Below are 24880 nucleotides of genomic sequence, written 5' to 3' on the forward strand. Positions count from 1 at the left end.
TGTGTCGGTGTCGAACGGTAGAGGCACGATGAACCCTGAGCTGCTTGAACTGCTGCAACCCCCTGAGATGCCCTTCGGCAACAACAAGGGCGGGATCATTGCTGTCCTGCCCGGGCACGACAGGGTTCACCTCGATGCGCCTCGTCTCCGACAGTGGCCTCCTTGCGAACGAGGGGGGTTAATTCCTCGTGTCGCCAGGGGGAGCGTGAGGGGACAAACCGGGGACACTGAGATTGTCCCGACCCCCTTGCTTGGCCCCATGACCGTCCTTGCGAGCGGATGCTTGGGAAAACAAAAAAGCCCTGCAAGTCTATGATTTGCAGGGCTTTCTTAGTGTTCTGGCGGACAGGGCGGGATTCGAACCCGCGTTGGGATATTATCCCAAACACGCTTTCCAGGCGTGCGACTTAAACCACTCATCCACCTGTCCGGGAAGCCCGGCATTATAGCGACAAGGCTCATTCGGGGAAAGTCTTTTGTGCCCGTGGGGCCTTGGTCGATGCCAGGACGGCGGCGATTTCGCCGGCGAGGGCGTCGAGTTCCTCGTTCAGTGCGCGCAAGCAGGGTTCGGTGTTCAAGGGGCCCTCGGCGCCGTCCCTGCAGACCGCTTCCAGTTCGCGCACGCGCTCCACTGCGGCGGCGGCCCGCGTCTGCGCGAGGCCGCCGCGCAAGGCGTGGGCGATGGCGCCCACCTGAGCTGGATCGTTCAGCGCTGCGGCCGCGTCGAGCCGTGCGCGGGTGTCCGAAAGCCATGGACCGAAGGCCTCGAGGACGGTGCGCAAGGCCTCCGCGCTGTCGAACAGGTCGCCGCGCAGGGCGACGGGGTCGAAGTGGGTGGGCGGTGCTGCGGCCGGGTGCGGCATGACCGGCTGCGCGCTCAGCTCGCCGCGCCGGGCGGCTGGGGCGGGGTGCCGACCGCTGCCGTCAGGGAGCCCAGGGTGATCGGCTTGGTGACGATGTCGTCGAAGCCGTTGGCGAGATAGCGCTGGCGTTCGTCCTCGAGGGCGTGGGCGGTGTAGGCGATGATGCGCACGCCCTTCCAGGCGGGATTGGCGCGGATGCGCTGGCAGGCCTCCTCGCCGCCCAGGTCGGGCATCGAGATGTCCAGCAGCATGAAAGCCGGCTGGACCTGTTCGAGGCGTTCGAGCATGGGAATCGCGCTCGGGAAGTCCTCGACGGTCCATCCCATGCGCTGCAGCAGAAGCCGCGCCACGGCAATGTTCACCGCGCTGTCGTCGATGATGAAGGCAAGTCTGTTCATGGCGTCGGGTGCCCTTCCGCAGGGGTGAATTGGCGGGGGATTCGGAGTGTGAAGCTCGAGCCGGTGCCGAGCGTCGACTGCGCGGAGATCTCTCCGCCCATGAGATCGGCGAGCCGGCGCGAGAGGGTGAGACCGAGTCCGGTGCCGCCGTGGGAGCGGTTGAGGAAGGATTGTGCCTGGTAGAAGGGCGCGAAGACGCGCTCGAGTTCGTCGGCGGCGATGCCCATGCCGGTATCGGTCACGCTGATGAAAACGTTTTGCGGCTCCTGCACGAGGCGCAGCGTGATGCTGCCGGCGGGGGTGAACTTGACCGCATTCGAGAGCAGGTTCTCGATGATCTGGCGAATGCGCACCGGGTCGCCGTCGATGAAGCAGGCGTGGGCAGGGAGTTCGGTCACGAGCGCGACGCCCTTCGCCTGGGCATTGACCTGGTGCAGCGCGGCCACCGCGGCGAGCAGGGGGCCGAGTTCGAAACGCTGCGGGTTGAGCGCGAGTCGGCCGGCTTCGACCTTGGCGAGGTCGAGCACGTCGTTGAGCACCGCGAGCAGGTGCTGGCTGCTGTGGTGGATGGTTTCGGCGCAGGCGCGGTGCTCGGGGTTCTCCAGTTCGAGACTGAGCAGCTCGGCGAAGCCGATGATGCCGTTGAGAGGCGTGCGCAGCTCATGCGACATGTTGGCGAGGAACTCGCTCTTGATGCGGTTGGCCTGCTCGGCCGTCAGGCGTGCCTCCTCGAGGCGGCGGATCGAGCCCTGCACGGCGTCGGCCATGCGGTTGAAGGAGCGCCCGAGCTCGGCCATCTCGTCGCCCCCCTCGGCAGCGAGGCGGTGGTCCAGGTCGCCCTGCTGGAAGCGATGGATGCCGTCCACGACGCCGGTGATCCGGCGCGACAGCAGGTTCGCCATCCAGATCGCGATCAGGATGACGGCGATGACCATGAGCAGGGTCGATACGCCGAGGCCGGTGGCGGTCTGGCGCAGCGTGGTGCCGATGTCGGCGACGAGGCTGTCGCGCTCGCGCTGAACGAGGGCGTCGGCGTCCTGGATCATCTCGCCGATGCGGCGCCCGGACTCGGTGGCAGCGCGGTGGAAGTCATCGACGTTGGCGCCGATCGTGACGTAGCCGAACCCGCGCGCGCTGCGCCCGAACTGGCCGGTGTAGTAGGGGATGGTGGCGACCGTGGTGAGCTTCTTGAGGCCGCTGAAGTGGATGGCGAAGGAGCCCGAACCGCCGAACTCGGTCATGTCATGCCAGCCCTGGCATTGCGGCGAGAAGTTCAGGTAGCGGCAATCCAGCGCGACCGAGCCGGAAGCGGTCGATTCGGGGTGCGGGCTGCGGGTGAGGCGCTGGTCCGAGTAGGGCGGCACCGTCTGGGCGAATGCCTGCCAGCTCAGTCCGCTCGCACGCCATTGTGCGTAGAGTTCGTTGTCGAGCCAGGGGGCGCCGGGCTCGCCGGTCTCCGGGTCGTAGCCCTGGATGAAATAGTCGCGGGCGTGGGAGATGTTGCGACCCAGGTCGTCCCACATGAAGGCGTAGTTGCCCGATGCCGGGTCGGCGATCGGCGCTCGGCGTTCGGGGGTGGGGCGCAAGCTGTCGGTGAAGGCCATCAGGTGCGTGTGGTCGAGCGCCAGGGTGACGTAGCCGAGGATCTCGCCGTCCTGAACCACCGGGGCGGCCCACCGCACCAGGCCGCGAAAGCGCTTGCCGACCGGATTCTCGAGGCCGGCGTAGCCGGAGTCCTCGGGGGCGAAGGGCTTGCCGAGCGCGCGCGCGCGCGCCGGGGTGTAGTCGCCGATCCAGTGCGTGCGCAGCTGGGCGCCGATCACGCGCGATACATAGATCTCCCGTGGGCGCAGGGTCTGCAGCGCGGGCCAGTAGTCCTCGGCGCGCACGAAGGTGTTCTCGCGCCGGGTGACGTCGCGCAATGCCGGGTCGAGAAGCGCACGCCCGCTCTCGCTCTGCACCTTGATGCGCTCTTTCCCGTCGCGCCCGATGAAGGTCATCTCGAGGAAGACCGGTCGCAGCGTCGTGCGCGCGTTGGCGGCGGGGCGGTAGTGGAAGTTGGCGGCATTGTCGGGCAGGGGCGCGCGCACGAGCTCGGGGTTCAGCGCGGAGGGCGTGCGTTCGACCCAGCGCGCGCCTTCCTCGTCTGGAACGTAGGGGCCATGGTCCTCGAGCATGCGCTGACGGGTGGCGACGAAGCGGCGATAGGCGGCCTCGTCGGGCGCGAGCTCTGCGGCGTGAAGGACGTCCTGGTCGCGATCGTAGAGGAACTGCGCGATCTCGCGCGCGACCTCGGTGGTGAGGGTCTCGATCGCCTCGCGCGAGCGGTCGTCGAGCGCCTCGATGGCGTCGTCGATTGCGGTCTGGCCTGTGCGCTGCTGGGTGTCGCGCATGACATCCGACAGGGTCACCGCGCGCGCGGCAACCAGTTGACCGAGATCGCGCGCCGCCTGCCAGGCGAAGAGCGCGAGCAGCACCAGCGGTACGACCTTGATCGCGATGAAGATCGCGATCAGCTTGGCGCGCAGGCTCATGTTCCGGAGGGTGGAGGATGTTCGCATGGCTGCTCGGGTCCGGTTCAGCCGGCGTTGCGCTGGCGGCGGCGTTGCGCGATCAGGGCCTGCATGTAGCCGTGCAGTTCGTGGAACGGGATCGGCTTGCGGTAGACCGTCACGTCCTGGGGCAGGCCGCCGGCTGCGGCTATCTCCTTGGCGCTGAGGCCCGACACGACCACGATCGCAAGGTCGGCGCAGAGCGGGTTCTCGCGCAGGCGGCGGATCATCTCGAAGCCGTCGATGCCGGGGATGCGCAGGTCGGCGATGAGCAGGTCGGGGGGCTCGCGGCCGACCTCGACGAGCGCATCGAGCCCGTGGTCGACGACGCGCACGTCGAGCGGTTCGTCCCAGGCGATGAAGGTCTCGCGGTAGATGGTCTGCAGCAGGCGGTCGTCCTCGACCACCAGCACGCGCAGCCGGGCGCTTGTGTTCGCCTTGCGCGGAATCGCGCCGGGCGTGCGCGCGCGGGCGAGCAGGGCGTCGACCGAATCCTGGCGAATGCGCCGATGCCCGCCGGCGGTTTTCCAGCCCGCCAGCGTGCCGCATTCGACCATCTGCTGGACGGCGCCGAGGGAGAGCCCGAGCTGCTTGGCCGCCTGTGCGGTACTGATGAATTCGCGGGAGGGGTCGGACTTGTCGGCCATGGAAGCGTTGATTCGACCAAAAGGACGAAAAATATCAGAAACAGCGCTGCGCTTGGGATGAACCGGCCATTTGCAGCCAGATTGCGCAGGCCGGCCGGACGGCGAACCCGAGCACGCGAGCCCGGTCGGAAGCTGGGCGTGTCGGCGCTGGCGGCAAGCGTCGCGAGCCTTCGGCCCGGCGCTACAATGAAAGGCCGGGTGACGCGGGCATGAACCCGTTGCGGCCTGCAGCGCCGCGCCGCGGCACGGACACATGGAGGGGATCGCGTGAGCGTGAATGCATCGAGAAACGTACTGGGCGGGCCCTTGCTCGCCTGCAGTTATTCCCCGCTGACCGGGTTCTATCGCACCGGATGCTGCGAGACCGGGCCGGACGACCTCGGCCGGCACGTCGTCTGCGTGCGGGTGACCGAACCGTTCCTGGCGTTTTCGCGCTCGGTCGGCAACGACCTGTCGACACCGCGCCCGGAATACCGCTTCGCCGGTCTCCAGCCCGGCGACCGCTGGTGCCTGTGCGCGCTGCGCTGGAAGGAAGCGCTGGAAGCAGGGGTGGCTCCGCCGGTGGTGCTCGAGGCCACGCACGAGGCGGCGCTGCGCATCGTCGATCTCGAGACGCTGAAGGCGCACGCCTACGGCGCCACCCAGGGGCCGGGCGCCTGAGGCCGCGAGGGCGCCGACGATGGACCGCACGCGCCTCGCCAGACTGCTCGACGCGCTCGAGACCGGGCTGGTCGAGCGCCGGCACGTCCTGCGCCTGTGCCTGCTCGCGGCGCTCGCCGGTGAGCACACCCTGCTCATCGGCCCGCCCGGCACCGCCAAGAGCGCGCTCGCGCGGCGCATCCACCGCGCGTTTCGGGAGGCGCGCTACTTCGAGCGCCTGCTTACGCGCTTCACCGTGCCCGAAGAGCTTTTCGGTCCGCTGTCGATCCGGGCGCTCGAGGAGGATCGCTACGAGCGCCATGTCGCCGGCTTCCTGCCCGACGCCGCGGTGGCGTTCATCGACGAAGTGTTCAAGGCCAACAGCGCGATCCTCAATGCCTTGCTGACGCTCCTCAACGAGCGTGAGTTCGACAATGGCGCAGGCAGGATGCGCTGCCCCTTGATCAGCGTGATCGGTGCCACCAACCAGGTGCCCGAGGACGAGGTCGCCGAGGCCTTCTTCGACCGTTTCCTCCTGCGCCTGAGCGTAGGACCGGTGAGCGGGGTGGGGTTTCGTGCGCTGCTCGGCGAGGGATACGTCGCCGACGCCGGCGAGCTCGGGAGCGTGCCGGCGGTGCTGCAGCTGGGTGCGGCCGAGCGCGCCGCGCTGCTGGCGGCGGCAATGCGGCTGAGCCTGTCGGCCGAAGTCCTTGACCGCCTGGGCGAGCTGCGCGCCTGGCTCGCGGAGGAGACGCACTACGTCTCCGACCGGCGCTGGGTGAAGATCGGCCTGCTGCTGCGCATGGCGGCGGCGAGCGAGGGCAGGGCGGCAGTGGAGGAATGGGACCTCGGCGTGGTGCCGTTCTGCGTCGCTGCCGACGTCGCGGGCCAGCAGGCTGTGGCGGACTGGCTCGCTGCCCGGCTCGGCGTGCGCGCGGCCTTCTCGCCGCCACGACTGACGCGGGTGGTGGAGGCGTTCGAGGCGCAGCTGAAGGCCGAACGCGAAGCCAACGACCTCGACTACGACGAGGCGGGTCGCCTGCGGTTTTCGGCGGTGGACGTGGCGGCGCGCGATGGTGTCTTCCACGAACACGACACCGGCGCGCAGGCGGGGGCGCTTGCGGGCGAGATCGGCGATGCCAAGGGCGGTGCGGCGGCGTTGCGCATGACCTACGCGCGCAAGCGTCGCTACGGCGTGCTCCACGTCGCCGCGCGCACCGGACAGATCGACGCGCTGCTGGACCGTCTCGCCGGCTACCGCGAGGAGCTGGACGCACGGCGTGAATCGCTGGCGCGCTGGTCGGCGCAGGCCGTGTGGGCGGACCCCGGATTCATCGCAGCTGCCGAGCGTAACCTCGGCGGCGTCGCCGCCGCACTCGCCGGGCTCGAGCAGCGTGCCTCCACCGCACGGGCCGGGTTCCAAGCCTTGCCGCGTCTCGACGGGGCAGGCCTGCGGCCGGCGGCGATCGAACACGAGCCCCTGGCCGACTGAAGGGGCGCACAGGATCGGCATGGACCGCCCGGCAGCTGCCTCCATCTCCGCAAGCTTGCCCCGGCCGCGGCTCTTCGAGGCGCGGGAGGCCCCGCTCGCGACCCTCGATCGCCTGCCGCGCAGCCTGTGGCTGGGCGGGCTGACCCATGCTGCGGGCGAGCTGGTGCCGCGGCTGGAAGCGCTCGAGGCCTGGCGGATGGCGTTGCTGCGCGGGGCCCTGCCGCCACCGACGCCGGGCTGGCCCGCCGCCATGGGCGCGGGCCGGCTCGCGTGCGGAATGGACGTCCAGCCGGCTGGCGAACCCCACTCCGCCCTGGACCGCGAACTGCGCGCAGTCTTCGCCACGCTCGAGCTGCCCGCGTACTGTGCCGGCCGCGACGAGCTCGCCGACACCGTCCTGCAAGGCCTGCTCTTCCACCTCGATCTCGTCGTCGACTACCGCGACCGCGGCGCGTCGGTGCGCGAGGCAGAGGCGATGGCGGTGGCCGCGTTCGCCGACGACTGGCGCGAGCGCTGCGGCGAGCTCGACGAGCTGATCGCGGCCTTCGGTGATCTCGGCGACCTGATGAAGAACACCCGTTGGGATGCGCTTCGCGGCCTGCTGCGCAGCAGCGAGTGGCGCGAGGTGGTGCGAATCCGCGCGCTCATCGAACGCTTGCCGGAGCTGGTGCGGATCATTCGCGCGCTTGGCCGCAGCGCGCCCAGCGAGGATGAGGCGGTGCTGAGCCAGGCGCTGCAGCCGCTTCCGTCCCCGGCACAGCGCGCGCGCACCGTCGCCCGCCGTCTGCGCGTGCCCGACATGCCGGGCGAGACGCGCGGCGTGCATCGATCCGGGCGGGTGGCGCGCATGCTGCCCGCGGAGGCGATGTTGCTCGGCCATCCGCAGCTGCGCCTGGTCTGGCATGCGCGCCATGCCGAGCGCACGCTGCTCACCTACGAGGACGACGATCGGCTGCAGGAGGTACGCCGCGCGCGCGCCTCGGCGCTGCGCCCCGATCTGCGTCCGGCGCCGGGACGACGCCTGGAGGCCGGCCCGATGCTGATCTGCGTGGACACCTCCGGCTCGATGCAGGGCGGCGCCGAAGCGGTGGCGAAGGCGGTGGTGCTCGAGGCGGTGCGTTGCGCGCATGCCGAGGGTCGTGCATGCCACGTTTTCGCCTTCGGCGGACCGGACGAGGTGGTGGAGATGGCCCTCGGCGTCGACGTCGAGGGCGTGCAGCGCCTGGCGCGTTTCCTCGGCCAGAGCTTTGGCGGCGGTACCGACATCTGCGCGCCGCTCGAGCGTGCGCTCGCCCGGCTCGAGGAGGCCGAGTGGCAGCGGGCGGACCTGCTCATCGCGTCCGATGGCGAGTTCGGGGCCACGCCGGTGCTTGCCGACCGCGTCGACGCAGCCCGCCGTGCGCGCGGGCTGCGCGTGCAGGGCATCCTGATCGGCGATCGGGAGACGATCGGGTTGCTCGAACTCGCGGACGACATCCACTGGGTGCGCGACTGGCGACGCTACGGCCACGCGGGCGACGGCGCCGCGTCGCGTGGCGAGGGTCTCGAGGTCGGCGGTTCCCCGGTGCACTCGCGCAGCCTGACTGCGACCTATTTCCCGGGCGCCTTGCGCAATGCCGAGAACCGCGCCCGCACGCTCAGCCCGGAGGCCGCGGCTGCAGCGGTGCGCGCCGGGCAACGCCGAGGAGATCTGCCGTGAGCTTCGCCGCCGACCTCGTCTCCGCGCTCGAACGTGCCATCGCCGGCCAGCCGGTGCCGCGCGTGCGCGCGCTCCATCTGCCGCCTCCCGAGGCCGCGGCCTCCAAGAACGGAGAGTTCTGCGCGCTCGAACTGGACGACGGCGCACTCGGGATCTCCTATGTGCTGCTCGGCGACACGCTTGCACAGCTCGCGAGCGGACACGGGGCGCAGCAGCTTGCCGGCATGGACGCGCTCACCCTTGCGCGCGCCTTCGCCGCGCCGCCCGGCGCTGGCGCGGAGGCCGGGATCCAGCGCACGCTGGGTTTTGCCGCCGCCAATGCGTTGTCGCGCACGGTCATGGAGCGCATGGGCTTCGCGCCGCCGCGCGCGGGCGACTCGATCGGGGGAATCGATCCGCAGCCTGGCGACCATCTGGGCATGGTCGGGCTGTTTTCGCCGCTCCTGAAGCAGGTCACCGCCGCCGGCGCGCGCCTCACCGTGGTCGAGCTCAATCCCGAGTACGTGGGCCACTACGACGCCTACCGCGTGACCCTGGATGCAGCGGCGCTCGAGGACTGCAACAAGGTGTTGTCGACCAGCACCATCCTGCTCAACCACACCGTCGATGACATCCTCGCGCATTGCCGCCGTGCCGACCGCATCGTGCTGATCGGACCCAGCGCCGGCTGCCTGCCGGACCCGCTGTTCATGCGCGGCGTCACCGTGGTCGGCGGCAGCTGGATCACCGACCGCCAGGGCTTCATCGATGCCCTCCGTCGCGGCGAATCCTGGAGCGCCTTCGCATACAAGTTCGCGCTCACCGCAGGCGACTGGCCGGGCCTGCCGTCCGGGCGTTGAAGGGCGCCGGCGCCATGGCCTCGATCTTCGACATCCTCGCCGAGCAGCGCATCCTCGATGCACTGCGCAGCGGCGACTTCGACAATCTGCCCGGCGCGGGGCGACCGCTGGTGTTCGACGACGAACTCTTCGTCTCGCCCGAGCAGCGCATGGTCAATCACATCCTGCGCAACGCCGGCTTCACGCCTCCGGAGATCGGCCTGCGCAAGGAGATCGCTGCGCTGCGGGCCGAGATCGAGGCGCTCGCCGAGAGCGACGCGCGCCGCCGCGCGCTGCGCCGGCGGCTGGCGATGCTGATCATTCAGTTGCAGGAGATGAGCCGGGGGTAGGGAAGCGTCTCACGTGAAAGGGGCGACCGGTCGGGTCAGAAATCCGCCTCGATGCGCTGGCCGGTCTCGGGGTCGATGTACCAGCCCTTCGATTCGACCAGCACCGAGCGCCCGTCGATGATGCGGTTCTGCACGCGCCGCTCGCAGAAATCTCCTCCCACCATGTCATCTTCATCCGTGGTGTAGGCGTTGCCCCACTCGTCGCGCTTGAACGGATAGCTCCGACCGTTTCTCACCTCCCAGGCCACCATCAGCGTCTTCGGGTGGATGCGGAACTTGAGTATGAGCGAGCCTTTGTATTTGCGGATCCGGTCCAGGACCTCGTCCGGAATGCGCTCGGCGACCGGGACGGTGACGTCGAGGATCGGGGTGCCGTCGTAGGCGGGTTCCCGGATGCCGCCGCGCCTCCGCGAATCCTCGGAATATCTGACCAATCGCAGCGTCTTCGGTACGACAAGTTGGTCGCCGGCAGAACCGCCACCATATCCAGAGGTTTTCGCGCCTTTATTGAAGACTCCGGCGGCAAAGAGCAGACCCGACTCAAGGTAAAGTGCGACGCCAGCCTCCTCCTTGAACGCGTCGATGCGCTTCTCTCCGCCACGTATGCCGCGGAATTTGTAACGCAATGCACCGTCCAGGTCGTTTGCTACTGCAGGGTCAGCTTGATCCGAATGGCAGCTGGTGAGCAGTGCGGGTAGAGCGGGCAGCGACTTTAGGATACGTCTGCGATGATGATTCATCTCAACGATCTCCCGCGAACACGTAGCCGTGTTCGAGCAACCAGTTCAAGTAGGCGGGCATGTCTACTGTCCCGGTTGCGTTGCTTGGACTGGAATGCATTGGCGCGCCCTGAAGGCCGCCGATGCTGTTCGTCGGTAAGGTCAATGCCTCAACGTTGTCCGGGCGGCGAGGCAGATAGCTGATGAACTGGTGGGTCTCGGCGCTGACCATACTGCGGTTGTCCCGGCCTTCTGCGCCACCAAAGGTCTGAGTTCGTTGTGTCCCGCCGCCCAGCCCACCATGAACCTGGCGGTCCTCCAGTGCGTAAGTACGCGTAATCAAACGTGGTCGATCGCCATTGAGCACTTCAAACGTCGGCGGTCCATCCCGCGGGTCGCCAAAGCGGATCACGTTGCTTTGGTCGTGGACCAATGGGGTGCCCAAGTCAATGGGGCGCAGCTGCTTCAGATTCATCGCCACGCCTGCGAGCTGCGCCTGCGCAACCATCCAGTTCAGCGCCACCGACGCTAAACCATCGTCATCTCCATAGCCGCCACCGATGTCGGCGTGTGCGCCGATGAATCCACGTTCGATGCGCACTTGGCCGATCCGGTTTGTGCTGGCACCAATGCTTTCGAGTTGAAAGCCTCCGTAGTGGTTGTCATCCGGCAGGTTTATACGCGTGTCATCCCAGAAAAGAAAATTTCCAGGCGCTGTCCAGAATGCATCGGAGCCAGCCGGCGCGCTTCGGTATTCGTTCAAAGCAACCGCCTGCGCGACGTAGGAAAATTCGGCGGGAATGCTCAGGTCGTAGGCCACATGGCTGCGGTTCGTGGACAATACGGTGTCGAACAGGCCCATGAAGCGGAAGTTGACCCGTTGGCAGGCGGCGACAGGTCGGGAATCCTTGATTTGGAGCGAGCCATCGCGGTCATGCTTGAAGTAGAGATACCACCCGTCTCTGGTCGCTGACGCCAGCCGATTGGCAAAGTGGCGCGCCTGAGCAGCGCCGCGGCTGAAGCCGATAATGTCTATGTTCATCACCGTTTCGTCGTCGAAGCCATCTGCTTCCTCGTTGGCATACAGGATCATCCGCTGAACGCGGTCCGGGCCGGAGTAATTGCCGCCGCGATCGGGAATCACTCCGACATCGTAGGTTCGCGAGATGATATCGCCGTACGTGTCGCGCCCGGCGTGGTCAGTACCTACTCCTGTGACATAGCGGGCTGCGCCGTCGTTGTAGGCATCTCGAAAATTTACGACGTTGCTAAGCGTGTTCCCTTTCTTGCTCAGCCACGTCGGATCATCGCTGTTGTCCGTCCCGTCGAACGCGAACAGGATCAACCCCTCCGGATCCACATTCCGCAATGGATTGAACGCGACGTAGGCGTACGGATTCGGCCCGTCCGGCGTGCCGAGCGGGTCGGGCGTGAGGTACTGGCCCGCTTCGGGGTCGTAGTAGCGCGCACGGTTGTAGTGCAGTCCGGTCTCGGCGTCGAAGACCTGGCCGGGGAGGCGCAGATCCAGAGTGAAGTCCCGCGACTCGATGGTGGCGGCGCCGAAGGGGGCGTAGCGGGCGCGCCAGAGCACCCGGCCGCTGGCGTCGGTGGCGAGTTCGGGCGCGCCGAGGTGGTTGCCGTGCAGCCAGACGATGCGCTCGGGAGCCGTGAAGGCCGTGCGGAGCAGACCGAGGAACTCGCCCGTGACCTGCGTCGCGAAGCCTCGGGCGGGCTGCGCCGGCACCGCGCCCTGCGGGGTGTCGATAACGGCGAGTGGCAGGTCGGCAAGCCAGATGAACTGGCGCAGGATGCGGCCGTCGGCGTCGAGTTCGGCCAGGGGCTGGTGGTGCTCGTCGTAGATCGTGTGCGTCGTGCGCGCGCCGACCTGCCGCGTGTTGCGCAGGCCGCGGTGGTCGTAGCGGTAGCGGGCGAGCACGCGGCCATGCGCGCGGACTTCGGCAAGGCGGCCGCGGGCGTCCCAGCGGTATTCGCGCTCGCCCCAGCGCTCGGGCTGGCCGCTCGCGGTGTATGGGGCGGCCGTCGAGGGCGCCGACGCAGACGACTCGGAGGCGGGCAGTTCGGAGGTGGGCAGGTGGGATGTAGAGGGGCGTGTGGAAGGGGCCGTGCGCCGATGCGTGCCGGACTCGAAGCGAAGGGTTTCGGTGCCGGCGATCAGTTCCTGCTGCGAGCGGACGCCCTGCTGGCTGAGCACGCGGCGTTGGGTGGCGTCGTAGGCGAATCGCCAGACGGTCTCCTGCGCGGGCGCGAGGCCATCGACCTGCGCGCGAACGGAGGCCAGCAGGCGACCGTGCCGGTCGTAGGCGTGCCCGCTGGCACTGGGCCGCGCGCCTTCGGCAGCCGCGCGCTGGCGGCTGTTCAGGAGATTGCCGCGCACATCCCAGAGGTAGCGGTGATCGAGGAGTGCCGCCGGATCGTCCTCGAGGCCGAGGGCGCCGAGTAGGGCGGGGTCATCCGCCGGGCTGGCTGCGGGCCGCGCGCGCGCCTCGGGACGAGGCTCAGGAAGTTGAGCATGCGCCGGCGCGATGCCCAGGAGGTGCTCGGCGATCTCCCGCGTGCTGCGGCCGAGCCATTGCAGCGGGGACGCTGTCGCGGTCGGGAGCCCTTGCGGCCCGATGCGTCGATGCACGATGCGCGCGAGCACGCCCTCGCGGCTGCGCTGGTAGAGCGTGTGGATGCGATTGCCGCTGACATGGCTGCGCAGTCCGGCGAGGTCGCGCTCGAAACCTTGCGCAATGATCCGTTCGCCTTCCCACGGCCTGCCTGAGCGCGCGCGCGTCAGCGCCACGACCTGCCCCTGTCCGTTGCGCGCGTAGCGCAGGCGGCTGCCGTCGGGGAGCGTGGTGGCGACGAGTTGCCCGCGCGCGTCGTGCTCGTAGCGGGTGACGATGCTCAACTCGCCGCGTTCGGTGGGCAGGGTGACGACGCGTGCGCTGCGCAGCCCGCGGGCGTCATATTCGTAGCGTTCGCGCTGGGTGGGGTGCGCGAGCGCGACGAGGCGGCCGCCCGCGTAGGCCCATTGCGTCTCCTCGACGGCGCCGCTACGCGCATCGGTGATGCGCTGGCGCACGATGCGGCCCCCGCTGTCGTAGTCGTAGCGAGCGTGGTTGGCGCGGGCGTCGCGCATGGCCACGAGGCGGTCGAGGGCGTCGTATTCATGCAGCACGATTCCGCTATCGGGGCTGCGTCGCCACACGACGCGGCCGAAATCGTCGCGGAGGTGGCGGACGGCGTCGGTGGGAGCCGTGCCGTCGGCGCCCGCCGCAGGCGAGGGTCGCGCGGGGTGGACGAGGCCGTCGGCGTCGATCGCATGCTGCAGCTGTCCGTCCGCGTCGTAGTGCCAGCGGCGGCCGCGGCCGGCGTTGTCATGCACCGAGACGAGTCGGCCCTGTGCGTCGTAGTGCAGGGACTCGGCCTGCTCGAGGCGCGCGCTGCGCCGGCTGCGCTCCACCATCCGCCCTTCGCCGTCGTAGCGGAAGCTGTGCAGGATGCCGAGGGCGGTGGCGTGCCAGCGCAGGCGGCCGCGCTCGTCCCAGGCCTGGAGCCAGTTCGCCGCCGGCGCCGAGGCGTTGCGTGCGGCCACCGGGCGGCCGAGCGCGTCGTAGTCCAGGTGCTGCGCATGGCCAGTGCCCGGCCCCGGGCCCGCCTGGTGCAAGGCCGTCGGCTGCAGGCGCAGGTTATAGGTGTAGCGCGTGACGACGCCTTCCTCATTGCGCACGGCCGCCAGAGCGCCGGTTGCGGGGTCTTGCTCGAGTGTGCTGCGCCGCCCCCCGGGCAGGGTGAGCGCGGTGAGGTGGTTTCCTTGCGCATCCCATTCGAGACGCGTGACGTCGGAGTCGGAGGGCGAACCTGCAGGACCATTCGGCAGTGGTCCGTCGGCGGCGGTGAGCAGCGAGCGGCCGTTGATCCGCGTGTAGGTGAAGCTGCTGCTGCGCTCGATCGGCGTCGCCAGCCCGGGGTCGGCGACGGGTTCGCCCGCGGCATCGAGCGGACTGAACCCGCGCTCCACCATCCGCGTGACCTGGCCAGTCTCGTTGTAGCCGAGCTGCAGCCGGTGCTCGCGCCCCCGGACCACGCTGGGGCGTGCGACGAGCACGGGGCTGGGCGAATCGCCCGCGTACTCGTAGCGCGCCAGCAGCTGCTCGGGCTGTGGCTTGCCGCCGACGAAGGCCTGGATCGTGCTGCGCAGCACGCGGCCGCGGTGATCGCGCAACAGGCCGGTGGCCAGGAGCGGCTGGCCGGCAGGATCGAGCCGCGTAACGCGGATAAGCCGGCCGTGCGCGTCGTGGCTGTAGCGCACGTTGGTCTCGCCGCAGCGCGTGCAGCCAGGACCGATCGCCTCCACGACGCGAGGTTCGCCATGGATGCGGGTGTGGCGGTAGAGGGTGCGCTGGCCGAGGCTGTTGGTGAGCACGGTGCGATCCGCGGCGATGAATTCGAGATCGACCTGCTCGGTGCCGGTGCCCGGCCGGGGCTGGCCGGAAGCCTCGAGCGTGCGCGGCAGGCCGGGCACGCTCATGATCGCGCGCCCGGCGAGGTCGTAGGCGTAGGTCGAGAGCCGCTGCGTGTCGGCTTCGCCCGCGCTGTGGGCAGATGGCGTGGCCGTGAGGGAGATTCCGGTCAGATGGTGTGGCCAGGCCGGCGCGGATTCGCCGCGCTCGGCGCCGTAGTGGTAGCTCCGGACGGTGCCGTCGGGGTGCTTGACGGCAAGCAGGTTGCTTAGCCCGGGAAGTGCGCGCTCGTTCTGGTGCGCGTAGCTGAAGCGGCCGAGCGGCGTCGTGATCGCGACCACGCCGCGGAACCCGCGGCTGCTGCGTGGGGCGTACTCGAAACTCAGGCTGCGCCCCTGCGGGTCGGTGACCTTGACGAGGGCGCCATCCGGTCCGCGCATGAGGCTGAGGAATTCGCCGGTAGGCATGCGGATCTGCACCAGCCTGCCGTGCCTGTCGAAGTCGAGTTCGCGCCCCTCGGGCCAGGTCCAGCGATAGCCGCCCGCGTGCTTGCCGGTGCCGGTCGCAAGCGCCTGCACCTGGCCGCGCGCGGGGTCGGCGTGGCGGTAGCGTTGCGGTCGCTCGCCATCCGGGGCGAACACCAGGCGTGTGCCGTCTGCCTGAACGATGTGCACCTGCGCCCCGCGCACGGACAGCTCGGTCTCGTACGACAGCCGCCAGCCGCGCCCCAGCAAGCCGAGCGGCGCCTCGGTGTCCGCCTGGGCGCTGTTGTAGTGGCGCACGATCTCGATGCCGAGCACCCCGGGCAGCGCGGGCAGGTCCGTTTCGCGCTGGTACTTGTTGCCGGTGATGACGTCGATCGGATTGCCCGCGCTGCGGTCCACGCCGTCCGGGTCTTGCTGGCTTGCGGGGGGCGGCTTGTCGCAGGGGTGCGCGGCGGTCGGATCGCCGCCGTCGCGCGGCGCACAGGCTGCGGGCGACACGCTCGACGCTGGCAAGGACCGGGTCGCCCACGCCGAAGGAGCGGGGCTACCTGCAGAAAGCTCGGCAGCGCTGGCTGCGGGGAGGGCGAGCAGCAGGCTCATCAGGCCGTGGGCCAGGAGGCCGCGGGCGTGTGCGCTGCGAAGGCGTTCTGGCGCGAGGGGCATGTGGGCGAGGTCGTGGTCAGGACGTGGTTGCCGGGCGCAGGGCGTCCTGCAGCCAATCTGCTGGGGCCTCGCAGCGCTGGGGCGATGACGGGCATCCTGGGTCGGTCAGCGGGTCGCAGCCGCCGGGCGGCTGTCCGGATTCGGGTAGCGGTCGTGGCGCTGTCGTGCATGCCGGGTCGGTCACCGCACACACGGGCAAGCCCGATCCCTGCGGTGGCGGACCGGGATCGATGGGGGTGCCGCCGTTGCCAGGGCCGGGCGCGGAGGGGTTGCCGGTCTCGATCGCGGGTGACTGCATGCGCATGACCGTGTGCGCAACCACCGGGATGCGCCCGCTGGCGACAAGCCCGGCGCGGAAGGCGTCGCCGTCGGCGGGGTCGAGCGCAGCGATCGCGCGCGCCATGAACGGACCGGCGAGCGGGATCTGCTTTCCCACCGGAATGCCGTAGGTGATGCGCAGCTTGAGCAGGTTGGCGTCCTGCAGCGTCTGGCCGCTGACGTTGGCGGCCGGGTCGCTGCGGCAGCCGGGGCGATCGATCGGGCACACGAGGTAGGCAAGGTGGGTGTTGGGGATCACCCGCCCGGGGTTCCCCAGGCGCGCGGCGAGCGCAGGACTGTGGTAGTCGTCGAAGCTCTCCCGGGTGGGCGAGAGCACCTGGATGCGGGTGAAGGGCGCTTCGGCGCCTGCCCTGGCGAGCGCGGCCGCCAGTTCGGCGGTGGTGGTGCCGCCGCCGTGGTAGCCGGTCATCGCGCGCTCGAAGGCGGCCCGTATGGCGGCGGGCCTTGCGTTGGCGACGGTGCCCGCGCGGGCGGCCTCGAAGGTGGCGTAATTCAGCTGGCTCCTGGCGTGGAAGAGCAGCGCGTACTGCATCAGCACGAGGAGGATGAACAGCACCAGCGGACCGACCACGACGAATTCGACCAGGGTGGCACCGCGCTGTGCTCGAGGTGCCGGATCCTGTCGGGCTGCATTCGCGGGCAAGCCCGCTCCCACCGGGCTCGGGTCTGGCGGGTCGGAAGATGGGATCGCGACACGTACGCCGGTCATCAGACCCAGGCGGCGCGCCTCGCCCGCGGCCAACTCGAGCGTGTGTCGGGCCCGCCAGCAGGCGGCCGCGCGCCACGGTCGCAGGGCTTCGACCACCTTCAGGATGCGGCCGTGGCGGGCGACGAAGACGACGTCGATCGGATAGCGCATGAAGGCGGTGTGCACCGAGGCGCAGGGGCTGATGAGAAGCCCGTGGCCGGACGCCGGCGGCGGCTTGCCGAGCAGGCCGCGCAGGCGGTCTGGCCAGCGCTTGGCGCAGCGAACCACGAGTGCTGCCGGTGCGGCGGGCGAAGCCGCTGCCGCGTGGCCGACCTGACCTGGCTCCCCAGGGCGCATGGATGCGGGCGACTTCACAGTCCCGCCCCCATGAACTTCATCGCGATCGGAAACATCAGGATCGCGAACACGCATGGGAAGATGAAGAACAGCAGCGGAAACAGCAGCTTGACCGGGGCCTGCATGGCGAGCTTCTCGGCCTGGGCGAAGCGCTCCGTGCGGCGCTGCTCGGCCTGGGCGCGCAGGATGGGACCGAGGCTCATGCCGGTGGCCTCGGCCTGGATGAGGGTGGTGACGAAGTTCGATACCGCGGGCATGTCGAGGCGGGCGGCGAGTTCGCGCAGGGCCTCGCTGCGTGCGCGACCCGCGCGCACGTCGCGCATGAGGCGGGCGAATTCGTCGCGCAGCGGGCCGACGGGGCCTTTGGCGACGGCCTGGGCGAAGGCGCTGTTGAGGTTGAGTCCGGACTCGACGCACAGGGTGATGAGGTCGAGCATGAAGGGCAGCGCCTTGAAGGTCTGCCGGCGCCGGGCCAGGATGCGGTCGCGTAGCCACACGCGCGGGAAGATGCAGCCCAGCGCGATGCCGGCGAGCAGGGGCATGCCAGGCGCGAGCCCGAAGGTGTCGGCCAGCCACGCGCCGATGGCGGCGCAGATCAGCGCCCAGACAAGGCATCCGGCCACGAACTGGGCGGGGTCGAGGGCGTAGTCCAGTCCGGCAAGGCGCAGCTGGCCGAGGATCGTCTGCGTGGGGCGCTCGGGCAGCAACGTGCGCAGGTAGTGTGCCGCCCATTGCACAGGCCACCAGACGAGCCGGTAGCCCGGTGGCGGGGCATCGAGCCAGAGGCGGTCCTGGCGCGGGACGGCTGCGGCCGCCCGCGACAGCAGCCAGGCGACCAAGGCTACCGACAGGCCGGTGGCGAGCGCGATGGCGGCAATGACCCAGTCGGGGGGCAGCGCAAGCGTTGGCGAGGGCTCGGGGCTCATATGTCGATGCTCACGATGCGGCGGATCAGCACCACGCCGATGATCTCCATGACCAGCACGGCGGCGAGTACGCCCCAGCCCAGGCGGGTGGACCACAGCAGTGCCATGGCGTCGGGCTCCAGGCGCGCGAGCACCCACAGCAGAAATACCGGCAGCAGGCCCACCACCCAGGCCTGGAGTTTGCCCTGGGCGGTGAGCGCGCGGATCTTCAGCTCCATGGCGTGCTGGCTGCGCAGCGTGGTGGCGGTGCGCTCGAGCGTCTCGGCCAGCCCGCCGCCGGTCTCGGAGGCGATGCGCATGGCCGACACCATGAGCTTGACCGGCTGCACCGGCACGCGCAGGGCGAGGTTCTCGAGCGCATCGTCGAGGGTCACCCCCAGGCGCTGCTCGTGCTGCAGGAGCAGCCACTCCTGCTGCAGCGGCGGCGCGAGCTCGGTGCTGACCTGGCGGATCGCGGCCGGCAGCGAGAGCCCGGCGCGCGCAGTGCCGGCGAGCATCTGCAAGGCATCGGGCAGCTGTTGCTCGATGCGCTCGAGCCGGCGCGCGCGCAGCCAGCGGAAGATCGCGCCGGGCGAGATCGCGAGCAACAGGCCGATGATGAGCGCGAGCGCGAGGCTGCCGCTCGCCAGCCAGCCGAGGCCCGCAGCAAGCATGGTGACCGCAAGGTTCAGCGCATAGAGGCGGGCCGGATCGACGAAGAGGAAGAGTTCGCGCAGCCGAAACCCCGTTTCACGGGTGAAGCGCTGGCGCCATGCGGTAAGAAGCCGGCTGCCGAGATCGGCCAGCGACCATGCCAGCAGGGCGACGGTGAGGGCGACGGCGAGGAGGAGGGGGGCGAGGTTCACGGGTGGGGTCTCCTCCTGCAATCCGACCCCCTGTGCGGCGAGCGCAGGTGCTTGCCCGGCGTCGGTCGTGCGTGCGCGTTCATGCGTTCTCGGCCCCGGTGAACAGCGAGAGATCGAGCGCCACGCCCGCGCCGCCGAGCGTCTCGTAGAAGGCAGGCACGGCGTTGCAGGCGACGAAGCGGCCGCGCACGCGGCCGTCCGCCTCACGCCCGAGTTGCTCGTGGCGGAACAGCTCCTGGAACTGGATGCGGCCGGATTCGGTGCCGGTGATCTCGGCGACGGCGGTGACCGCGCGCCGGCCGTCGGGCAGGCGAGCCTGCTGGACGACGATGTCGATCGCGGCGGCGATCTGGTCGCGGATGGCGGTGAGTGGCAACTCCATGCCGGCCATCAGCACCAGGGTCTCGAGGCGGGCGAGGGCATCGCGCGGGCTGTTGGCGTGCAAGGTGGTGAGCGAGCCGTCGTGGCCGGTGTTCATCGCCTGCAGCATGTCGAGGGCCTCGCCGCCTCGGCACTCGCCGACCACGATGCGGTCGGGGCGCATGCGCAGCGCGTTCCTGACCAGGTCGCGGATCGCGATCTGGCCACGCCCTTCGGCGTTTGCGGGGCGCGCCTCCAGGCTGATCAGGTGGGAGTGCGCCAGTCGGAGCTCGGCGGCGTCCTCGATGGTGATGATGCGTTCGCCGTCGGGGATGAAATTCGATAGCACGTTGAGCAGCGTGGTCTTGCCCGAGCCGGTGCCGCCCGAGATCAGGATGTTCCTGCGCTGCTCGACGCAGATGCGCAGGAATTCCGCCATCGGGGCGCTCATCGTCCCGAGCGCGACCAGATCCGCGTGCGAGAACAGCCTGCGGCCGAACTTGCGGATGGTGAGCGCCGGCCCCTTGAGCGCGAGCGGCGGGATGATGGCGTTGACCCGCGAGCCATCCTTGAGGCGGGCGTCGACCATCGGCGAGGATTCGTCGATGCGCCGCCCGATCGGCGTGACGATGCGCTCGATCACGCCGAGCACCGCGCGGTCGCTGGTGAAGCTGCCGGGGTGGCGTTCGAGTCGGCCGTTGCGCTCGAGGTAGATCTCGTCATGACGATTGACCATGATCTCGCTGATCGCGTCGTCGGCGAGCAGCTCGTCGAGCGGGCCCAGGCCCACCGCCTCGTTGAGCACGTCGCGGCGCAGGCTGTCGCGGTCGAGGCCGTCCGGGAGGGCCGATTCCTTGTCGATGACCTCGACCAGCAGCACCTCGGTCTCGGCACGCAGCTCGTCGTCGCTCATGCGCACGAGGTCGCGCCGGCGCAAGTCGATGGCGTCGAGCAGGGCCTCGTGGATGCGCTTGCGCCAGTACTGTTCGGGGGACGGCGCGAGGGTGGGCGTGCGCTTGTGTATGGACGCGCGGGCGGGATCCCCTGCTGGCAGGCCGGGTGGCGGGCTGGATGAGCCGCCCGAGGCGTGACCCGAGCTCCGGTCCGTCGCGGCGACGTTCCTGGCAACCGTGCCGCCGTCGAGCAAGACCTCGCCCTCGGCTGCCGGCCGGGATGCCGCAGCGAGCGGCGGCAGCTGGTCCTCGATGATGAGGGTGAAGGGGCCGACCACGATACGGTCGGTGGCGGCGATCGGACCGTGTTGCTGCACGCGCACGCCGTTGACGCTGGTGCCGAAGAGCTGGCCGAGGTCCTGGATGAAGAGCCCGGAGCGCGTGCGATAAAGGCGCGCGTGCTCGCGACCCACCTTCCAGCCGGGCAGGTACAGGCGGCAATCGCGTCCCTTGCCGATGATCGCCGAGGTCTCGGTGATCGTCTCGATCCGGGCGGCGCTGCCCGGATGGCGGATGGTGACCTGGAACATCTCGGGCTCGCTTCCGGCTCAGTCTTGCGACGGGCGCGCGTCGTCTGCGGCCGGGCGGGTGCCGGGAGCCGGGATGCTGCGCTCCTCCACCGGGGCCGCGGGCCAGGGCAGTGCCGCCATGTCCGGCGCCGTGGCGCGCGGGGCCTCGGCCAGGCGCTGGCGGGCGCGCAGCATGCTTTCGGCCTGGCCCAGGCTGTGCTTGTCCACCGCGTAGGGGGTGACGAAGACGACGAGCTCGGTCTCGTTGTTCTGGAAACGGCGCGAGCGGAACAAGGCCCCCAGCACCGGGATGTCGCCGAGCAAGGGCACCTTGTCGATCGAGGCGCTGACGTCCCGGCTGAGCAGGCCGCTGAGGACGATGGTTCCGCCTTCCAGGACGTTGAACTCGGTCGCCGTCTTGCGGGTGCGCAGGGCAGGGCCGGACTCGCCCATCACGGAAAGGTCGAGGTCGCTCACCTCGCTCATGATGCGGGCCCGAATCACGCCGTTGTGGTCCACGGTGGGCGAGATCTCGAGCCGGATGCCGTAGGGCTTGAACTGGATGGTGGTGCCGTTGACGTTGCTGACGCTGTAGGGAAACTCCCCGCCGGCCAGGAAGCTCGCTTCGGCGCCGTTGCGCGCGGAGAGGATGGGCTGGGCGAGGATGCTGGCCGAGCCGCTCTGCTCCATCGCCTGCAGCTGCGCATTGAGGCCCATGTTGAGCGCCGAGAGCACGTTGAGGCTCGAGCTGAGCGGCACGGGACCGCCGCTGCCGTCGGGATTGACGATCGGCGGAGCGGCGTCTGCGCCGCTGCGGATGTCGATGTGCAGCGCCTGGTCGCCGCGCCGCCCGGGCATCCAGATACCGCCGATCGCGGCGCCTCCCGTGGCGTTCCACTTCAGCCCCACCTCGCGCAGCATGTTGATGGGGAACTCGACGATCTGGACCTCCATCACCACCATCTTTTCCCAGCCCACGGGGTTGGTGAAATTGATGATCTGCGGGTAGCGCCGCGCGAGCTCCTCGATGCGTGCCTGGTCGCGGTTGCTGAGGTGGTCGCCCTCGACAACGACCTTGTCGCCGATCACCGCGCTGCGGGCGTTGGGGATGTTGGCGAGGAAGGCGGCGATCTCGCGGTTCACGCGCGGCGTTTCGGCGGGCACCACGTTGACCTTGAGGCGGCGGTTGCGGCCGTTGGCGGTCCAGATGTGCAGCGCGGACACGCCGACCTCGTTGGCGATGAGCAGGACCTCGCGTTCGTCCAGCACCGCGGCCGAGAGCACCTTGCCGTTACCCACCGCGAGGCGCCCTGCGTTGGGTTCGGCAAGCACGCGGGTTTCGCCCTGGAACATCGTGAGCTCCGGCATGCCGGCGGCGAGGCTCGCGGGCACCAGGGCAAGGGTGAGGAGGAGCGGGAGCAGGGTTCGGGTCAGGAGGCGCATCGGGGCGGTCGCGGTGGATTGAGGCTCGGGAAGGGGGAATGGGCGGTCGAGCGCGGGCGGGTTGGGTCGTCCGCGCTCGTGCCGCTGGCGCGGGCTCCGGATCAGTCCGCCGGTGCCTGGGCGCGCGCGTCGATGCGCAGGCCGCTGGTGATCGGGCCGCCGCCGTAGATCACGGGCACGGTGCTCACCGCGCCGTCTTCGCCGGCTGGCAGGCCGAGCAGCTTGCGGGCGTCGGTTATGGCTCCGGAGACGGCCGCGAGATCGCCTGGTGCGCGCAACAGGGCGGTGACGCGGCCGATCTCGCGCGCGGCGATGACGCGCTTGGCGTCCTCGGGCGAGGTGTCGAGGGTGATCGTGGTGTAGCTGCGCGGCAGCCCCTGCGTCTCGGGCGCCTCGGGATCGGCGACGCTCCCGGTGGCCAGCACCTGCACGTTCTGCAGCAGCGTGAAGGTGAAGCTGCGCGTCTCGTTGCGCGCCGAGACCACGATGTCGATGCGGTCGCCCGGCTCGACCATGCCCGACAGCGAGCTGATCTCGTCCACCGGTACCGTGACTGCGCGCTGGCCGGATTGCAGGCGGGCCGAGAAACTGGGTGCGCGCCGCCCTTCGAGCTGGGCCCAGAGGATGGGCTCGCCGGCCGCGGCGGGGTGGGCGAGGGCGGCGCCCTCGGCGCGGCCGTACTGGTCGGGGGTGATCGCGCCCGAATGCGCCCATGTGCGCGGGATCTCGCGCACGGCGACGGTCTCCGCGCCGATCGGCGCGCCGCTCGGCAGGCTGGTCTTGGCAACGACCACCTGCACGAGGTCGCCGTCCTGGCTGCGCGCCTCGATCTCGGCCATCTTCTGCGACAGGTAGTTGCTTGCACCCAGCGCGGCGAGCACGCCGAGGGCGAGGGCGACGACAAGGACGATCCAGTGCTTTCGGCTGCGGGTCTGCATGGCGGCGGGGGACGGAGTGGTCATAGCGGGAGGGACATGAAGGCGCTCTGGCGCGCGAAGGCGGTGCCGATTGCGTCGAGCAGGGCGTTTATGGCGGCGTCCTCGCCGCCGAAGGCGACCCCGAGCAGCAGGGTCAGCACGAGGAGTGCGACGAGGTATTCGGCGAGTGCCTGGCCGCAGGCGTTGACGGGGTTGCGGTTCATGGGCCTGGAGAGAGCACGGTGAGCACGGCGCTGGTGGTGCCGTCGCGTCGCACGAGGACGAGTCGTGCCTCGCCGCCCGGGCCGCGAAAGGCCTGGGCGTGGGTGTCGGCGGTGTTGGCGAGCGCCGGCCCCTCGGGCTGCAGGCCGAGACGGGAGAGGCTCGCAGCGAGGTGCCTCAGGTTGCCCTCCAGACTGTGCGTGTTCGCCAGCACGAGCTGGCGCGAGGCGATGCGACCGTCGATGGATTGCATGTCTGAAAGCAGCTCGGAGCCGGCCGGCAGGGCGAAGCCGAGCCGCCGGCTGCCAGCCCCGCGCGCGGCGCGGGCGTCGGCGATCGATACCAGCGCTTCGCTCCCGCCATCGGCGAGCGACGTGAGGGTCACCGTGATGAGGAAATCGCCGCGTGCCTGCGAGAGCACCCGATGGGTTCCGGCCTGAGCCACGACCGAGCCGCCGCCGAGCGCGCGGCGATAGTGCCCGGCCACGGTGCCGGGCGGCGCGGCGACACGGACCCGTGTCAGCCGCATCGGTACCCCATTGAGGAGGATCTCGCCGTCCACGGGTTCGACGACGGCGTCCTGCGGGTGCGTGAGTTCGGGCCACGCGGTGGCGCTGGCCGCCTGCGCAGGGGCAAGGTGTGAGAGGACGAGCGCGACGAGCTGCGTTATGAAGCAGAGGGCGCGGGTAAGCAGGGGCGTGCGCCGCGCGCGCGTGGCGAGCCGAGGGCGCGCGGCAGGGGCTGACCGCGTGGGGGCGGGTTCGGTCGCGGGCGGGAAGGCCGGCTTCATCGCAGGCGGTCCGTGGGGATGAGGTCGGGGTCGACACGACCGATCTCGGGCAGATCGGCCCCGTCCAGCACGAGCGGGATGAGCTTCAGGGGCGAGGCGGCGACCTCGAGCAGGCCGAACGGGAAGGGGCTCGTCGGTGTCCAGCGTTCCCGGCGCAGGGCACGGCGTACCGCTTCCGGCCCGGAGGCGGACCATGGATCGACCAGCACCGTGGTCTGACGCTCGATCGAAAGGCCGAGCGCGTCGAAGGGCGCGAGGCCGGGGATGTCGGCGACCCGCACGCGAACCGAGCCGGTGTGCAGATTGGCGGTGTCCAGTCCCATGGCCGACGCGAACGCCGCACCGGTCGGTGCCGTCAGCTGGCTGCGCAGGCTTGCCGCGCCGACATGGGCCGCGAAGGAGGGCAGCAGCGCGTTCCCACGATGATCGGTCCACAAGGGGTTGCGATGGGCGGCGAAGTCGCCAGCCACGTCGCCGGTCTTGAGCGGCGCAGTGCTTGCGCCGAAGAAGCGCCGCCGTACCTCGGCGGCCAGCTCGGCGTCGGACTTCCATGGCTGCAGGCTGCCCCCGTTGCGGACCGTGCCTTCGAAGGCGACGTAGCGGCTGGCGCTCGCGGCAGCGTGCGCGATGTCGAGCTGCTTGCCCAGCAGCGGCACGATCAGGAAGAGGGGCAGCAGGACGAGCCCCAGCACCAGGAACTCGGTGCTCGACTGGCCGTGCATGCACCGCATGGGCCG

At 70.0% G+C, this 24880-nt stretch carries 20 protein-coding genes and 1 tRNA gene; 5 read left to right on the forward strand and 16 right to left on the reverse strand.

Translation table 11 applies throughout. The annotated features are described in order from the left end of the window. Positions 1-339: 339 nt before the first annotated feature. From AAG895_RS08060 to AAG895_RS08080, 5 genes are all read right to left on the reverse strand, one after another. Positions 340-430 (reverse strand) — tRNA-Ser (locus tag AAG895_RS08060). Positions 431-458: 28 nt separating this feature from the next. Continuing rightward, complete coding sequence (locus AAG895_RS08065) at positions 459-863, reverse strand: Hpt domain-containing protein (RefSeq protein WP_345794977.1); 405 nt, start codon at positions 861-863, stop codon at positions 459-461. 14 nt (positions 864-877) lie between these two features. Then, positions 878-1261 carry a response regulator gene (locus AAG895_RS08070; RefSeq protein WP_345794978.1) on the reverse strand — a complete coding sequence of 128 codons (384 nt, stop codon included), beginning with the start codon at positions 1259-1261 and terminating at the stop codon, positions 878-880. Continuing rightward, on the reverse strand, positions 1258-3822 hold the full coding sequence (locus AAG895_RS08075) for an ATP-binding protein (RefSeq protein WP_345794979.1): 2565 nt from the start codon (positions 3820-3822) through the stop codon (positions 1258-1260). The genes AAG895_RS08070 and AAG895_RS08075 overlap by 4 nt, the downstream gene beginning before the upstream one ends. A 17-nt stretch (positions 3823-3839) precedes the next feature. Beyond that, positions 3840-4460 carry a response regulator gene (locus AAG895_RS08080; protein WP_345794980.1) on the reverse strand — a complete coding sequence of 207 codons (621 nt, stop codon included), beginning with the start codon at positions 4458-4460 and terminating at the stop codon, positions 3840-3842. A 273-nt stretch (positions 4461-4733) separates the two neighbouring features. Here AAG895_RS08080 and AAG895_RS08085 point away from each other — a divergent pair, with 273 nt between their 5' ends. From AAG895_RS08085 to AAG895_RS08105, 5 genes are read left to right on the forward strand one after another with little or no spacing between them, the layout of a single operon-like run. Beyond that, on the forward strand, positions 4734-5120 hold the full coding sequence (locus AAG895_RS08085; RefSeq protein WP_345794981.1) for a DUF2237 domain-containing protein: 387 nt from the start codon (positions 4734-4736) through the stop codon (positions 5118-5120). A gap of 19 nt (positions 5121-5139) precedes the next feature. Further along, the gene (locus tag AAG895_RS08090) at positions 5140-6591 is read left to right on the forward strand and encodes an AAA family ATPase (protein ID WP_345794982.1); all 1452 of its coding nucleotides are present in this window, start codon (positions 5140-5142) and stop codon (positions 6589-6591) included. A gap of 19 nt (positions 6592-6610) precedes the next feature. After that, positions 6611-8290 carry a VWA domain-containing protein gene (locus AAG895_RS08095; protein WP_345794983.1) on the forward strand — a complete coding sequence of 560 codons (1680 nt, stop codon included), beginning with the start codon at positions 6611-6613 and terminating at the stop codon, positions 8288-8290. Further along, positions 8287-9129: a DUF364 domain-containing protein gene (locus AAG895_RS08100; protein ID WP_345794984.1), complete on the forward strand. Its 843-nt coding sequence runs from the start codon at positions 8287-8289 to the stop codon at positions 9127-9129. Before AAG895_RS08095 ends, AAG895_RS08100 begins: the two co-directional genes overlap by 4 nt. A gap of 14 nt (positions 9130-9143) precedes the next feature. Beyond that, a complete protein-coding gene (locus AAG895_RS08105) occupies positions 9144-9458 on the forward strand; it encodes a DUF1992 domain-containing protein (RefSeq protein ID WP_345794985.1) in 315 nt (104 codons plus the stop codon). 35 nt (positions 9459-9493) lie between these two features. Here the strand turns inward: AAG895_RS08105 and AAG895_RS08110 are convergent, their stop codons facing one another. The 11 genes from AAG895_RS08110 to AAG895_RS08160 all read right to left on the reverse strand — a co-directional run bounded on the left by AAG895_RS08110 (position 9494) and on the right by AAG895_RS08160 (position 24874). After that, positions 9494-10198, reverse strand: coding sequence for a hypothetical protein (locus AAG895_RS08110; RefSeq protein WP_345794986.1), 705 nt, complete (start codon positions 10196-10198; stop codon positions 9494-9496). A gap of 1 nt (position 10199) precedes the next feature. Continuing rightward, positions 10200-15731, reverse strand: a complete 5532-nt coding sequence (locus tag AAG895_RS08115) for an RHS repeat-associated core domain-containing protein (RefSeq protein ID WP_345794987.1) — start codon at positions 15729-15731, stop codon at positions 10200-10202. A gap of 79 nt (positions 15732-15810) precedes the next feature. Continuing rightward, a complete protein-coding gene (locus AAG895_RS08120; RefSeq protein ID WP_345794988.1) occupies positions 15811-17109 on the reverse strand; it encodes a DUF192 domain-containing protein in 1299 nt (432 codons plus the stop codon). Positions 17110-17192: 83 nt separating this feature from the next. Further along, positions 17193-18104 (reverse strand): type II secretion system F family protein, encoded by a 912-nt coding sequence (locus AAG895_RS08125; RefSeq protein WP_345794989.1) that lies wholly within the window; start codon positions 18102-18104, stop codon positions 17193-17195. Beyond that, positions 18101-18949 carry a type II secretion system F family protein gene (locus AAG895_RS08130; protein ID WP_345794990.1) on the reverse strand — a complete coding sequence of 283 codons (849 nt, stop codon included), beginning with the start codon at positions 18947-18949 and terminating at the stop codon, positions 18101-18103. The genes AAG895_RS08125 and AAG895_RS08130 overlap by 4 nt, the downstream gene beginning before the upstream one ends. Before the next feature lie 79 nt (positions 18950-19028). Continuing rightward, complete coding sequence (locus AAG895_RS08135) at positions 19029-20792, reverse strand: ATPase, T2SS/T4P/T4SS family (RefSeq protein WP_345794991.1); 1764 nt, start codon at positions 20790-20792, stop codon at positions 19029-19031. An 18-nt stretch (positions 20793-20810) separates the two neighbouring features. Next, positions 20811-22214 (reverse strand): pilus assembly protein N-terminal domain-containing protein, encoded by a 1404-nt coding sequence (locus AAG895_RS08140; RefSeq protein WP_345794992.1) that lies wholly within the window; start codon positions 22212-22214, stop codon positions 20811-20813. Positions 22215-22315: 101 nt separating this feature from the next. Beyond that, positions 22316-23176 (reverse strand): Flp pilus assembly protein CpaB, encoded by an 861-nt coding sequence (cpaB, locus tag AAG895_RS08145; protein WP_345794993.1) that lies wholly within the window; start codon positions 23174-23176, stop codon positions 22316-22318. Beyond that, complete coding sequence (locus AAG895_RS08150) at positions 23173-23355, reverse strand: hypothetical protein (protein WP_345794994.1); 183 nt, start codon at positions 23353-23355, stop codon at positions 23173-23175. Before AAG895_RS08150 ends, cpaB begins: the two co-directional genes overlap by 4 nt. After that, the gene (locus tag AAG895_RS08155) at positions 23352-24143 is read right to left on the reverse strand and encodes a hypothetical protein (protein ID WP_345794995.1); all 792 of its coding nucleotides are present in this window, start codon (positions 24141-24143) and stop codon (positions 23352-23354) included. The genes AAG895_RS08150 and AAG895_RS08155 overlap by 4 nt, the downstream gene beginning before the upstream one ends. Then, positions 24140-24874 (reverse strand): hypothetical protein, encoded by a 735-nt coding sequence (locus AAG895_RS08160; protein WP_345794996.1) that lies wholly within the window; start codon positions 24872-24874, stop codon positions 24140-24142. Before AAG895_RS08160 ends, AAG895_RS08155 begins: the two co-directional genes overlap by 4 nt. Positions 24875-24880 lie beyond the last annotated feature (6 nt).

Origin of the sequence: Thauera sp. JM12B12, assembly GCF_039614725.1 — a bacterium.
Classification (GTDB): domain Bacteria; phylum Pseudomonadota; class Gammaproteobacteria; order Burkholderiales; family Rhodocyclaceae; genus Thauera.

What these genes read in the sequence shown, in the direction of transcription:
- AAG895_RS08160 (WP_345794996.1), bottom strand. Translation starts at nt 24,874, where the DNA reads ATGCGGTGCATGCACGGCCAGTCGAGCACCGAGTTCCTGGTGCTGGGG.
- cpaB (WP_345794993.1), bottom strand. Translation starts at nt 23,176, where the DNA reads ATGACCACTCCGTCCCCCGCCGCCATGCAGACCCGCAGCCGAAAGCAC.
- AAG895_RS08105 (WP_345794985.1), top strand. Translation starts at nt 9,144, where the DNA reads ATGGCCTCGATCTTCGACATCCTCGCCGAGCAGCGCATCCTCGATGCA.
- AAG895_RS08125 (WP_345794989.1), bottom strand. Translation starts at nt 18,104, where the DNA reads ATGAGCCCCGAGCCCTCGCCAACGCTTGCGCTGCCCCCCGACTGGGTC.
- AAG895_RS08135 (WP_345794991.1), bottom strand. Translation starts at nt 20,792, where the DNA reads ATGTTCCAGGTCACCATCCGCCATCCGGGCAGCGCCGCCCGGATCGAG.
- AAG895_RS08155 (WP_345794995.1), bottom strand. Translation starts at nt 24,143, where the DNA reads ATGAAGCCGGCCTTCCCGCCCGCGACCGAACCCGCCCCCACGCGGTCA.
- AAG895_RS08140 (WP_345794992.1), bottom strand. Translation starts at nt 22,214, where the DNA reads ATGCGCCTCCTGACCCGAACCCTGCTCCCGCTCCTCCTCACCCTTGCC.
- AAG895_RS08115 (WP_345794987.1), bottom strand. Translation starts at nt 15,731, where the DNA reads ATGAGCCTGCTGCTCGCCCTCCCCGCAGCCAGCGCTGCCGAGCTTTCT.
- AAG895_RS08090 (WP_345794982.1), top strand. Translation starts at nt 5,140, where the DNA reads ATGGACCGCACGCGCCTCGCCAGACTGCTCGACGCGCTCGAGACCGGG.
- AAG895_RS08080 (WP_345794980.1), bottom strand. Translation starts at nt 4,460, where the DNA reads ATGGCCGACAAGTCCGACCCCTCCCGCGAATTCATCAGTACCGCACAG.
- AAG895_RS08095 (WP_345794983.1), top strand. Translation starts at nt 6,611, where the DNA reads ATGGACCGCCCGGCAGCTGCCTCCATCTCCGCAAGCTTGCCCCGGCCG.
- AAG895_RS08150 (WP_345794994.1), bottom strand. Translation starts at nt 23,355, where the DNA reads ATGAACCGCAACCCCGTCAACGCCTGCGGCCAGGCACTCGCCGAATAC.
- AAG895_RS08070 (WP_345794978.1), bottom strand. Translation starts at nt 1,261, where the DNA reads ATGAACAGACTTGCCTTCATCATCGACGACAGCGCGGTGAACATTGCC.
- AAG895_RS08110 (WP_345794986.1), bottom strand. Translation starts at nt 10,198, where the DNA reads ATGAATCATCATCGCAGACGTATCCTAAAGTCGCTGCCCGCTCTACCC.
- AAG895_RS08065 (WP_345794977.1), bottom strand. Translation starts at nt 863, where the DNA reads ATGCCGCACCCGGCCGCAGCACCGCCCACCCACTTCGACCCCGTCGCC.
- AAG895_RS08075 (WP_345794979.1), bottom strand. Translation starts at nt 3,822, where the DNA reads ATGCGAACATCCTCCACCCTCCGGAACATGAGCCTGCGCGCCAAGCTG.